Raw genomic sequence first — 12839 nt, forward strand, 5'->3', positions numbered from 1 at the left:
CAACGGACTTTGACTCCGTCATGCGCTGGTTCGAATCCAGCTAGCCCAGCCATTTACGAGCCATTAGCTCAGTTGGTAGAGCATCTGACTTTTAATCAGAGGGTCGAAGGTTCGAATCCTTCATGGCTCACCATTTTCGCGGAAGTAGTTCAGTGGTAGAATACAACCTTGCCAAGGTTGGGGTCGCGGGTTCGAATCCCGTCTTCCGCTTAATTACTAAGGGGCCTTAGCTCAGCTGGGAGAGCGCCTGCCTTGCACGCAGGAGGTCAGCGGTTCGATCCCGCTAGGCTCCATATAAATAGGGAAAGCTTACATCAAATGATGTAAGCTTTTTTTGTGTTTAAATTCCATTTCAAAAGGAAACTTTTTCATATATCGTTTAAAATGAAAAAAGGGGATTGAATAAGGGGGAGGTAATTATGAAAGTTGTCATTGCATCGGATTCATATAAAGAAAGCTTGAAAGCTATAGAGGTATGTGAAGCCATTGAAAGAGGCTTTGCAGCAATTTTTCCTAAAGCAGAGTATGTTAAAGTACCAATTGGAGATGGAGGCGAAGGAACGGTTGAATCTCTTGTTGGCGCTACAATGGGGAGAATTATATCACTTAATGTGACAGGGCCGCTTGGAGAGAGCGTGCAAGCCTTTTATGGTATGTCTAAAGATAAGAAGACAGCATTTATTGAAATGGCGGCAGCATCAGGATTACAACACGTTCCAACTGAAAAGAGAAACCCACTTATTACAACGACAAAAGGGACAGGCGAACTTATATTACATGCATTAGATCAAGGAGCCAAACACATTATTTTAGGGCTTGGAGGAAGTGCTACAAATGATGGTGGGGCTGGTATGCTATCTGCCTTAGGCGCAAGATTTATAAATAAGAAAGGTGAGATAATAGAACCCTCTGGAGGGACATTGCATTGGATAACCACTGTTGACCTTTCTAGGATTGATTCACGCCTGGAGGATATAAAGTTAGAAGCAGCATGTGATGTAGATAACCCTTTAGTTGGACTGAGCGGGGCGTCTTTTGTATTTGCGAGACAAAAAGGTGCGAATGTAGAGATGATGAAAGAGCTAGATGAGAATTTAAAACATTATGCTAATATACTTAAACAACATGTGTCTTTTGATGTATCTGAGATACCGGGTGCGGGGGCAGCTGGAGGAATGGGAGCTGCTGTCGTTGCAGTGCTAAAGGGACAGCTAAGAAAAGGGATTGAAATTGTATTAGATTACACAAATTTTGATAAGTGTATAGAGGGTGCCGATCTTATTGTAACTGGTGAGGGAAGAATAGATGAACAAACAGCTTATGGAAAAGCTCCTGTTGGTGTCGCGAAGCGGGCGAAATGTCGTCATATCCCTGTAATTGCTATTGGTGGATCTGTATCTCCGAACTATGCAATTGTTTATGAAAAGGGAATTGATGCAGTGTTTAGTATTACAGCTAGTCCAATGACATTAGAAGAAGCATATAAAGCGGCAGAAGAGAATATCGAAATGACAGCAAAAAATATTGCAGCAGTGTGGAAACTAGCATCAGAAAAACGCTTCTAAATGTAGAAGTGTTTTTTTGTTCAGTTATTTGAGGATATTTTGTGTAATTCTAGGTGGTGATGGAGAAAAGCACTGATAAAAATATTAGCTGATAGAAAAGTTAGTTGGTTCATTAAGTTAACTTTATACATAGAATAGTTTTTAAATTGGGATTCTAACGTAAATATAAGTGAATAAAATGTATATCCATGCAGAAAAATGTCGAGTTGAGTCAGACTATATAAAAGATTTAAAATATTTAGTGAAGGCATAAAAGGGGGATACTATCTATGAAAAAAGAAATCTCAGTTATTGGAGTTCCAATGGATTTAGGACAGATGCGTCGCGGGGTTGATATGGGACCAAGCGCAATCCGTTATGCAGGGGTAATTGAAAGAATCGAAGAAATTGGATATAACGTAAAAGATATGGGAGATATATGTATAGAGAGAGAAAAAGAAATAGCTGAAAATACAAAGTTAAGAAACCTTACACAAGTTGCAACTGTATGTAATGAATTAGCAAGTAAGGTTGATCATATTATAGAAGAAGGTCGTTTTCCACTTGTATTGGGCGGCGATCATAGTATTGCTATCGGTACGTTAGCTGGTGTAGCGAAACATTATAAAAATTTAGGTGTTATTTGGTATGATGCACACGGTGATTTAAATACAGAAGAGACTTCACCATCTGGAAATATTCATGGTATGTCACTTGCTGCAAGTTTAGGATATGGGCATTCTTCACTTGTAGACTTATATGGGGCATATCCAAAGGTGAAGAAAGAGAACGTTGTAATTATCGGTGCACGTGCATTAGATGAAGGAGAAAAAGACTTTATTCGTGAAGAAGGCATTAAAGTATTCTCAATGCATGAAATTGATCGTATGGGTATGACGGCTGTTATGGAAGAAACAATTGCGTATTTATCTCATACTGATGGTGTTCATTTATCATTAGATTTAGATGGGCTTGATCCTCATGACGCACCAGGAGTTGGAACACCTGTAATTGGTGGTCTATCTTATCGCGAAAGCCACTTAGCGATGGAGATGTTAGCAGAAGCTGATATTGTTACATCTGCTGAATTTGTTGAAGTAAATACAATTTTAGATGAGAGAAACAGAACAGCAACAACAGCGGTTGCTTTAATGGGTTCTTTATTCGGTGAAAAACTGAAATAAATGTAAGAAAAGCAACTGTGAAGTTGCTTTTTTTATTGGAAAATAGGCGTATAATAACTTGTATTACACTGTGGGATAAGAAAGTTTGACATCTTACCAATTTAAGCTAAGGAGGCGTTTGTAATTGTCGTTTGTTTCATGTATGGTATAATTAACTAGTTGTTGGAAATACATACAGATAGAGCATAAAATAATATTTCAATATATGGATAGAATTGCTCGTAAGTAGGAGGAAGGGTTAGCATGCCTTTTGAAGATACGACCATTTTGAAATATCTTAGTACGGCATTAGATATTGCTGTTGTATGGTTTATTATATATAAGCTAATTCTTATAATCCGTGGCACGAAGGCTGTTCAACTTTTAAAAGGTATTACAGTTATTATTGTCGTCCGGATGATTAGTATTTTACTTGAATTGCATACGCTATATTGGCTAACGGAACAAGTATTAACGTGGGGATTCTTAGCTGTTATTATTATCTTTCAGCCAGAATTGCGAAGAGCACTTGAGCAGCTAGGAAGAGGTAGCTTGTTTTCGCGTGTAGGAACTCACGAGGACGATGAACCTGAAATTGTTGCAACAGCGATAGCGAAAGCAACGGAATATATGGGAAAACGTAGAATTGGTGCATTAATTACGTTGTCAAAAGAGACTGGGATGGGTGACTATGTGGAAACGGGTATTCCGCTGAACGCAAATGTGTCATCAGAATTACTCATTAATATTTTTATCCCTAATACGCCTCTTCATGATGGAGCAGTAATTATGCAGGGAAGTACAATTAAAGCAGCAGCATGTTATCTTCCGCTATCAGAAAGTCCGTTTATTTCTAAGGAGTTAGGAACAAGGCATCGCGCTGCAATGGGAGTTAGTGAAGTTACTGATAGTATTACAGTAGTTGTGTCGGAAGAAACGGGTCAAATTTCTTTAACGAAAAACGGTGAGTTACATCGTGATTTGAAGACAGAACAGCTGAAGGATATGTTGTTAGCTGAATTTAGTGGGAACGAAAAAACGACTTCTTCGTCTTTATGGAATTGGAGGAGAAAGCGTCATGGATAAGTTAATGGAGAATCATTGGTTTTTAAAAGGAATCTCATTACTATTGGCGTGTATGCTTTTTATGTCAGCAACTTTAACTGAAAAAAATACGACATCGAGTATATTACCTTTCGTAAATGAAACGAAAGAAACATTAACTGATTATCCTATTACCCTTAAGTATGATGAAGAGAAATATATTGTAAGTGGTATTCCAGCAGGTGGAGTCAAGGTGAAGTTGGAAGGCCCAAAATCAGCAGTTGCTACAGCAAAAGCAAAAAAACAATTTGATATATCAGTTGATTTGCGAGATAGTCCAAAAGGAACTTATGAAGTTTCTTTAAAAGCGAATGGGCTTCCAGAGGATGTGAAAGGAACAGTCCAACCAGCAACAATTAAAGTCACCCTTCATGAAAAAGCGAAAAAGTATGTTCATGTAGATTTAAAATTATCAAATGAAGACCAGATGCCAGCAGGTGCTACTCTTGAAAAATCAGTTATTAAGCCTGATACTGTTGAGGTAGTTGGGACGAAAGAAGAAATAGAAAGTATTTCATCTGCTAAGGCATATATCGATTTAAAAGGTGTTAATAAAACTGTTACAAAAACACCAGAAGTTACATTATATAATAAAGAAGGAAAACGCTTAAATGTAAGAACAAATCCATCTAAAATTAGTGTAACGTTGAATGTAGCAACGCAAGCTACAGCAAATAACGTCGAAAAAACAGTTCCTTTAACATATGCGAAAAAAGGGAATTTACCAGAAGGTTTAGCTGTTACAAATATTAGTGTTGAACCAAAAGAAGTAACGATAGCAGGTCCAAAAGACATTTTGGATAATATACAATCTATAGAGGGGGTCGAGGTAGATCTTAGTCAATTGACGGATGCTACAACATTCGATGCCTCTGTTTTATTGCCAAAAGGTGTAACAAGTGCAAAACCAAATCAAGTGAAGGTTTCCGTAGGGGTACAAAAGGTAAAACAAACGAAAAGTAAAACTATTGATGGTATCCCGATTCAAAAAAATGGAATTCCGAATGATGTTACTGCTCAGCTACTTTCGCCACAAGATGGAAAGATAAGCGTTGATATTTCAGGAGAAGCAAGTATAGTAGATAAAATAACAGCAGCTCAAATAACAGCAGCGATTAATCTGCAAAATGTATCTCCGGGGACGAAGGATGTTTCTATTCAAGTGAGCGGTCCTGGTAATATTTCGATAGAAGCAAAACAAAAAAGTGCTAAAGTCACAATTGTGAAGAAAGAAAAGCCGGATAAAGAAGTACAAGGTAATATTGAACCACCAGATTCAAAAAACAATCAAGAAAATCAAACTGAAAAACCAAAAAATCCTGAATCGGATCCAGAAAAGGATCAGGAAAAAGATAAAAATAAAGAACAAGAAAAAGATAAAGAACAAGACAAAGAAAAAGACAAAGAAAACGGCCAAGAAACGAGCCAAGAACCAATAGTAGATAATCAAAAAGAGCACGAAAAAGGAGCGAATAATAATGGGTAAATATTTTGGTACAGACGGAGTACGCGGGGTTGCAAATAAGGAATTAACACCTGAATTAGCATTCAAAATTGGACGTTTTGGCGGCTATGTATTAACAAAAGATACAGATCGTCCAAAAGTAATTATTGGTCGTGATACACGTGTATCTGGACATATGTTAGAAGGAGCTTTAGTAGCAGGTCTATTATCAACTGGAGCAGAAGTAATGCGTCTTGGTGTTATTTCTACACCAGGTGTGGCTTATTTAACAAAAGCTTTAGATGCACAAGCGGGTGTTATGATTTCTGCATCTCATAATCCAGTACAAGATAACGGAATTAAGTTCTTCGGTTCAGATGGTTTCAAATTAACAGATGAGCAAGAAGCAGAAATTGAAGCATTATTAGACAAAGAAGTTGACGAGTTACCACGTCCAACAGGTACTAACCTTGGCCAAGTGAGTGATTACTTTGAAGGTGGACAAAAATATTTACAATACATTAAACAAACTGTAGAGGAAGATTTCTCTGGTTTACATATCGCTTTAGATTGCGCACACGGTGCGACTTCTTCTTTAGCTCCATACTTATTTGCAGACTTAGAAGCTGATATTTCAACGATGGGAACTTCTCCAAACGGTATGAATATTAACGAAGGCGTAGGATCTACACATCCAGAAGTCTTAGCTGAATTAGTAAAAGAAAAAGGTGCGGATATCGGACTTGCTTTTGATGGTGATGGCGACCGTTTAATCGCTGTAGATGAAAAAGGAAACATCGTTGATGGCGATCAAATTATGTTTATTTGCGCGAAGTATATGAAAGAAACTGGTCAATTAAAACATAATACAGTTGTTTCAACAGTTATGAGTAACTTAGGTTTCTACAAAGCACTTGAAGCAAACAGTATTACAAGTGATAAAACAGCAGTTGGTGACCGCTACGTAATGGAAGAAATGAAACGTGGTGGATATAACCTGGGTGGAGAACAATCAGGTCACATTATCTTACTTGATTACATTACAACTGGTGATGGAATGTTAAGTGCACTTCAACTTGTAAACATCATGAAAATGACGAAAAAGCCATTATCTGAACTTGCAGGTGAGATGACAAAATTCCCACAATTACTAGTAAACGTTCGTGTAACAGATAAAAAACTAGCATTAGAAAATGAAAAAATTAAAGAAATTATTCGTGTTGTAGAGGAAGAAATGAACGGAGACGGTCGTATTCTTGTTCGTCCATCGGGAACAGAACCACTTATTCGTGTAATGGCAGAAGCACCGACACAAGAAATTTGTGATGGGTATGTACATCGTATTGTAGAAGTTGTGAAAGCTGAAGTTGGCGTTGAATAATTAGCCGATTTTATTTAAAAGGAGCACAAAAAGTGCTCCTTTTTCATATGTTTTATAGACAATGAAAAAAATTTCATTGACGATTTATATTGTTTGTTATACGATGGTCTTGTTCTTTTTCTCAAAGGAAATATTGTGAATTATAAAAGCGCCAGAACTACAAGTAGTGTAGTTGACGAGGTGGAGTTTATCGAGATTTCGGCGGATGACTCCCGGTTGTTCATCACAACCGCAAACTTTTACTTAAAACATTAAGGTGACTTAGTGGACAAAGGTGAAAGTGTGATGAGAGAAGAGGAACGGATGAATACTAGCTGTATAAGTATATACGGACTTTAACCCAATCGAGAGGAAGGTGAAAGCCGTTACAAGCTTACAGGGCTAGCAATATGTAATCCGTTTTTTAGTATAAATAAAAATGGTATCGGACTATGTCGTTACATGTTCGCAGAGCAGTGTAAGCATTTGTAACGGCGACTAAACATGTGTGGAATCGTAGGATTTATTGGAGAGCAAGATGCAAAGGAAATTTTATTAAAAGGTTTAGAAAAGTTAGAATATCGTGGATATGATTCAGCAGGTATTGCAGTACAAGCAGAGAACGGTGTTGTTGTATACAAAGAAAAAGGCCGTATTGCAAAACTTCGCGAAGTCGTAGAGGAGAATGTAGCAGCAAGCGTGGGAATCGGTCACACACGCTGGGCTACACATGGTGTTCCAAGCAAGCTAAACGCGCATCCGCATCAAAGTACATCAAAGCGTTTTACATTAGTTCATAACGGTGTAATTGAAAACTATGAGTTAGTGAAAAAGGAATATTTACAAGATGTAACGTTCGTAAGTGAAACAGATACAGAAATTATCGTGCAGCTTATGGAACAACAAGTAAGTACAGGACTAAGTGTAGAAGACGCGTTCCGTCAAACGTTATCTCTTTTACATGGTTCTTACGCAATTGGACTACTTGATGCTGAAAATCCAAACATGATTTATGTTGCTAAAAACAAAAGCCCGCTATTAGTAGGTGTTGGTGACAACTTTAATGTTGTGGCGAGCGACGCTATGGCGATGTTACAAGTTACAGATCAATTTATCGAGTTAATGGATAAAGAAATCGTAATTGTAACAAAAGAAAGCATTACAATTAAAAACTTACAAGGTGAAACGATTGAACGTGCACCGTTTACAGCGGAATTAGATGCAAGTGATATTGAAAAAGGAACGTATCCTCATTTCATGCTAAAAGAAATCGATGAGCAACCACTTGTAATCCGTAATATTATTCAAAAGTATCAAGGTGAAAATGGCGAGATTGAACTGGATGCAGATATCCGTAACGCAATTTTAGATAGCGATCGCATTTACATCATTGCATGCGGAACAAGTTATCATGCAGGTCTTGTTGGAAAGCAATTCATTGAAAAATTCGCGAAAGTACCAGTTGAAGTACACGTAGCAAGTGAATTCTCTTACAACATGCCATTATTAACAGAAAGACCGTTCTTCATTTACATTTCACAAAGTGGTGAAACAGCTGATAGCCGTGCAGTACTTGTGCAAACAAATGAAATGGGTCATAAAGCATTAACGATTACAAATGTACCTGGTTCTACGCTTTCTCGTGAAGCTGATTATACACTTCCGTTATATGCGGGACCAGAAATCGCAGTTGCATCGACGAAAGCATACACAGCACAGCTTGCAGTACTTTCAATCTTAGCGGCTGACATTGCAAAAGCAAAAGGTGAAGTTCTTGATTTCGATTTAACACACGAATTAGGACTTGTAGCAAATGCAATGGTAGTACTTTGTGATCAAAAAGAAGAAATGGACGCATTAGCAAAACAATTTTTAGCAACAACGCGTAACTGCTTCTTCATCGGACGTAGCGTAGACTTCTTCGTAGGTTTAGAAGGTGCGTTAAAACTAAAAGAAATCTCTTACATCCAAGCAGAAGGATTTGCTGGAGGAGAATTAAAACACGGTACAATCGCCTTAATCGAAAATGGTACACCAGTTATCGCACTTGCTACACAAGAGCACGTAAACCTTGGAATTCGTGGTAACGTGAAAGAAGTAGTAGCACGCGGAGCTAACCCATGTATCATCTCAATGAAAGGCTTAGAAATGGAAGGTGACAGCTTCGTATTACCAGCTGTACACGAAGCACTAGCACCGCTAGTAGCAGTTATTCCATTCCAACTTATTTCATACTACGCAGCGCTTCACCGCGAGTGTGATGTTGATAAGCCACGTAACTTAGCTAAGTCTGTTACGGTTGAGTAGGAAATTGGTAGAGTAACTAGTTTATTGTGGATTTAAAATAAAGTTGTGAAGCTTTGCCCTTTTGGATATTTTTATCTAAAGGGGTGTTTTTGTGTCGAAAAGAAAAAGAACAACTAAAATCGATAAGTGGCTTAAAGAGGTTAGTGAAGCAGATTATCAGCCTTGGCTTAAAATTTAAAGTGTTTCCTCATTAGGGTGTTCAACAAGATTAAAAGGTATAAAGACCGCCAGACAACAGGAATTTTTATCAGATTTGGAACGGAACTACTTTCATTTAACTGAATTTTCCGTTATCGTTTAGATATTCGTGAACAATTTCCTTTATTACCACAAGAAGAGGCGATTATTATTGCTGAAGAGCTTGGGATTAAACACCCAGCTGATCCAATTATTATGACAACGAACTTTTTATTAACAGTTAGTAAAGGTTGGGGTATTACAGTGGTGAAAGCTAAACACAGTTCTAAAGGGTTCAGCATATGGCAGAGGTTTTATCCCGCTAATTTCGGGCAGTAAGACTCCCCGAAATTCGGCGAATGCGAGGAAGTTAGGTGGGAGTCGGGCTGCCCGTAAAAACCCGATTGGTGGGGGCTAATAATCAGTGGGTGATGGAAACCATCCCCACTGATTAAAGTTTCACTTTATTGAACAAATTAGATTACTAGATATTACGAGGGGGTATTAATGAAAATGAAAGAAAAAACATATCTAAGTATAGAAGAGAGTATTTCATTACCAACCGTATCAAGTACAAACATAAGGGATGATGGCAAGAACGTAGCATTTGTTAAGAAGACGACTAACTGGAAAGACAATACATATAGGAATCATGTATGGGTATATGAAAAAGATAAGGGGCAGAGTAACCCATTAACAAATGGGGATATAGATAGTGCATGTCCATTATGGTCTCCAAATTCTAGGAACATCGCATACCTTAGCCCTGTTGGTAATGGGAAAAATCAGATCTTTGTTAAGTCGATAGATGGTTATGGCGTGGTTCAAATTACTGATGAGAAAGAAGGGGTCAGTAATTTTAAATGGGAGCCTACTGGCAAGGGTTTTTATTATGTTGCGCAGTCAAAAGAATGCGAGGAGATAAAGAAACGTAAGGAACTATATGGAGATTTTCAACATATAGGTAAGGAACACCAGAATAATTGTTTATACTACATTGAAATAGAAAAAGTGATACAAAATGATAAAGGGGAACGAGAAATTAGCGGTGTTTATCAATTAACGGAGGATAAGGATTTTTATATACATAACTTTGATATTTCAAATGATGGGACAAAGGTTGTATTTATGGCTACACCAAGCCTAAACGATCATATGAATGGTGATCTATACATAGTAGATGTTGAAGCTGAGGAACTACAAAAGATGAATGTAGATAAGTTGTTGGGCGGGAGCGTTTGCTTTTCTCCTGAGGGCAGCAAAATATGTTACTCAGCAAGCATAAGAGAGAAGGATTACTATAGAAACCATATACAAGAAAGTACATTAGAGATATATGATATGAATACTGGAGAGGTAATTCAGCCTCTAACAAACTTTGATAGTACGGTTATGCCATTACAGTGGACAGCTAAGGGGATTTTAATTAGATGGCAGGATAAAACTAACTATCGTATTGGATTGCTATGTGAGGATGGCACTGTGGAAATGTTAAGTGACAAAGTAGATGGCTTTATAATGGATGCTTCTATAACAAAGGATGGAAATCATATATCCTATAATAAAGCTATAACAAATGAAACCTTTGAAATCTATTTAGACGATAAAAAAATAACGGATGAAACTAGCTTTTTTAAAGGAAAACTGAAAAGTAACAGGGAAATAATCTCATGGAAAAGTAGGGATGGTCTTGAAATAGAGGGTGTTTTATCAACCCCAGTAGAGTTTGATGCCAATAAAAAATATCCCTTATTAGTAGTAATCCATGGTGGTCCAGCTTGGGCATCTTTTCCGATATTCTCAGACTGTTTTAATGAGAAATATCCGATTGAGCAGTTTATCGAAAAAGGTTTTATCGTTTTAGAGCCAAACTATAGAGGAAGTTCTGGTTATGGTAATGAGTTCTTAAAAGCAAACTATAGAAAACAGGGAATTGCTGACTACGATGATGTTATATCTGGAGTGGATAAACTAGTTGAAGAAGGGATTGCAGATAAAGATAGAGTAGGGGTTATGGGATGGAGCAACGGGGGATATATATCAGCTTTCTGTTCTACATTTAGTAATAGATTTAAAGCTATTTCAGTTGGAGGTGGAATTACTAACTGGAGTACCCATTATGTGAATACAGATATCCCTTACTTCATTAGGATGCATTTAGGAAATACTCCATGGAATGATCCAGAGATATATACGAAAACATCACCAATGACGTATATTAAATCAGCCTGTACGCCTACCTTAATCCAACATGGCGAAAAGGATGCAAGAATTCCAATTCTAAATGCATATGAGCTATATCAAGGATTAAGAGATATGGAAGTTGATACAGAATTAATTATATTTAAAGGAATGGCATATAGTTCTGACCAGCCAGGAATTCATGTGGCTATTATGAAGCAGAATTTGATGTGGTTTTCACACTATATTCTAGGAGAAAGTATGAAAGATTTTAGGGCTTTATAATGGATATTCTCACAGGATATATAAGGATGAAACAGTCGTCATAAGGAAGCTTTTTTCATATTTAGCTTGTGATTGTAGCTCTTGCTTCTGGTTCATCTGCAAGTATACGTATTATTAGATTTTCAGATAGCCTAACGTTTATATAAATATAAATTACTTCTATAGATAAATTTGTATTATATCGAATTGTGAATAGTTTAGGTGATTTATTGTATATCAAAAAACCGAAATCTGATTATAGATTTCGGTTTCGTTTTATCCCGCATTAACGGGCAGTAAAACTCCCACCTCAAAATTCGACTGGAGCAAAGAAGTTAGGTGGGAGTCGGGCTGCCCGTAAAAGCCCAATTGGTGAGGGCTAATAATCAGTGGGGGATGAACAAAACCCCACTGATTAAAGTTTCACTTTATGTGAGAAAATGATCGTGTTTCTTATTATTTGATATTTCAAAGATGAACTGTTCTTATGCAGTTTTACTTAATTTATATGCTTCACGGTTATTTTTTTTGAAAAGTTTTGGGAAAACATAACCATCTAATCCAATACATCCAGCATTCTGTCCTGCAACTAAAATGAACATAGTTAAAATAAGCAGGTTTGGGTTTACACTAACAGTTCCGCTTAATAAAAATGAAAGATTCATTATGATTCCGAAAAATGCAGCTGTTTTTGTTAATCCACCTAAAATCAAACCGAGACCTACTAAAATTTCTCCCCATTGAACTAAAAAGCTAAATAGGTCTGCGTTTGGAAGAACAAAATGTTGAAGGAAATCTGCCCACCAGCCTTGTACTGCAGGGTGACTACCTGATGCTTGAGCGATAGCGCCTTTTAGAAAACCACTTGCGTCAAAAGATTGTCCAAAAACTTTTCCTATTCCAGCAGCAAGCCATGCATATCCTATGTAAAGTCGTAAAAATAATAATATGAAAGTAGCCCGTTTATCAGTTCTTAAAAAATTGATAACCATTGAAATCCCTCCAGTATTCTATTTACATGTTTATTATATATCCATTGTGAATAAATTCACAATGGAGGAAATGTGAACGAAGATAGGTTGTGAGTAATTGTTTTATTTTTTGTAACATTTCATCTATTTTGGTAGACTAATAATAGAGATATATGGAGAGGGGGCAAAGACTCGATATGTGGATGAACTTGTAATGATTAGAAGTTGGATAGATGAATTTTTCTCTCTCATTAGCGAGGGTTTATTTAACTGTCTATAAATCATTCAAGGACTGCATATTTGGCTTGTACATCCCTTTTGTAA

The 12839-nt window shown here is 37.1% G+C and carries 8 protein-coding genes, 3 tRNA genes and 2 pseudogenes; 12 read left to right on the plus strand and 1 reads right to left on the minus strand.

What is annotated here, in order from left to right:
* Positions 1–57 precede the first annotated feature (57 nt).
* The 12 genes and pseudogenes from AB3X48_RS02555 (at position 58) to AB3X48_RS02610 (ending at position 11565) form a co-directional block, all read left to right on the plus strand.
* Positions 58–133, plus strand: a tRNA-Lys gene (locus AB3X48_RS02555).
* 5 nt (positions 134–138) lie between these two features.
* Positions 139–210 (plus strand) — tRNA-Gly (locus tag AB3X48_RS02560).
* 10 nt (positions 211–220) lie between these two features.
* Positions 221–293: transfer RNA gene (locus tag AB3X48_RS02565), tRNA-Ala, on the plus strand.
* Positions 294–419: 126 nt separating this feature from the next.
* Complete coding sequence (locus tag AB3X48_RS02570) at positions 420–1565, plus strand: glycerate kinase (protein ID WP_016103306.1); 1146 nt, start codon at positions 420–422, stop codon at positions 1563–1565.
* Between the two features lie 269 nt (positions 1566–1834).
* Positions 1835–2728, plus strand: coding sequence for an arginase (gene rocF, locus AB3X48_RS02575; protein ID WP_002113337.1), 894 nt, complete (start codon positions 1835–1837; stop codon positions 2726–2728).
* Between the two features lie 243 nt (positions 2729–2971).
* Complete coding sequence (gene cdaA / locus AB3X48_RS02580; RefSeq protein WP_002115347.1) at positions 2972–3793, plus strand: diadenylate cyclase CdaA; 822 nt, start codon at positions 2972–2974, stop codon at positions 3791–3793.
* On the plus strand, positions 3786–5297 hold the full coding sequence (locus AB3X48_RS02585) for a CdaR family protein (protein WP_367958722.1): 1512 nt from the start codon (positions 3786–3788) through the stop codon (positions 5295–5297). Before cdaA ends, AB3X48_RS02585 begins: the two co-directional genes overlap by 8 nt.
* Complete coding sequence (gene glmM / locus AB3X48_RS02590) at positions 5290–6636, plus strand: phosphoglucosamine mutase (RefSeq protein WP_002113341.1); 1347 nt, start codon at positions 5290–5292, stop codon at positions 6634–6636. Before AB3X48_RS02585 ends, glmM begins: the two co-directional genes overlap by 8 nt.
* Before the next feature lie 285 nt (positions 6637–6921).
* Positions 6922–7107, plus strand: a pseudogene (locus AB3X48_RS02595) (hypothetical protein).
* Between the two features lie 12 nt (positions 7108–7119).
* Positions 7120–8922, plus strand: a complete 1803-nt coding sequence (glmS, locus tag AB3X48_RS02600; protein ID WP_016103308.1) for a glutamine--fructose-6-phosphate transaminase (isomerizing) — start codon at positions 7120–7122, stop codon at positions 8920–8922.
* A gap of 91 nt (positions 8923–9013) precedes the next feature.
* Positions 9014–9360 (plus strand): annotated as a pseudogene (locus AB3X48_RS02605) (PDDEXK family nuclease); the annotation flags it as partial.
* A 246-nt stretch (positions 9361–9606) separates the two neighbouring features.
* Complete coding sequence (locus AB3X48_RS02610) at positions 9607–11565, plus strand: S9 family peptidase (RefSeq protein ID WP_016103309.1); 1959 nt, start codon at positions 9607–9609, stop codon at positions 11563–11565.
* 464 nt (positions 11566–12029) lie between these two features.
* On the opposite strand, the gene AB3X48_RS02615 is transcribed toward AB3X48_RS02610, so the two are convergent.
* The gene (locus AB3X48_RS02615) at positions 12030–12536 is read right to left on the minus strand and encodes a DoxX family membrane protein (protein WP_016103310.1); all 507 of its coding nucleotides are present in this window, start codon (positions 12534–12536) and stop codon (positions 12030–12032) included.
* Positions 12537–12839: the final 303 nt, after the last annotated feature.

It is taken from the genome of Bacillus sp. S4 (assembly GCF_040838205.1).
Classification (GTDB): Bacteria; Bacillota; Bacilli; order Bacillales; family Bacillaceae_G; genus Bacillus_A; species Bacillus_A cereus_U.

Bases quoted from the DNA above. Each gene is read 5' to 3' on its own strand.
- cdaA (WP_002115347.1), top strand. From the start codon at position 2,972: ATGCCTTTTGAAGATACGACCATTTTGAAATATCTTAGTACGGCATTA.
- glmS (WP_016103308.1), top strand. From the start codon at position 7,120: ATGTGTGGAATCGTAGGATTTATTGGAGAGCAAGATGCAAAGGAAATT.
- AB3X48_RS02610 (WP_016103309.1), top strand. From the start codon at position 9,607: ATGAAAATGAAAGAAAAAACATATCTAAGTATAGAAGAGAGTATTTCA.
- AB3X48_RS02570 (WP_016103306.1), top strand. From the start codon at position 420: ATGAAAGTTGTCATTGCATCGGATTCATATAAAGAAAGCTTGAAAGCT.
- AB3X48_RS02615 (WP_016103310.1), bottom strand. From the start codon at position 12,536: ATGGTTATCAATTTTTTAAGAACTGATAAACGGGCTACTTTCATATTA.
- glmM (WP_002113341.1), top strand. From the start codon at position 5,290: ATGGGTAAATATTTTGGTACAGACGGAGTACGCGGGGTTGCAAATAAG.
- rocF (WP_002113337.1), top strand. From the start codon at position 1,835: ATGAAAAAAGAAATCTCAGTTATTGGAGTTCCAATGGATTTAGGACAG.
- AB3X48_RS02585 (WP_367958722.1), top strand. From the start codon at position 3,786: ATGGATAAGTTAATGGAGAATCATTGGTTTTTAAAAGGAATCTCATTA.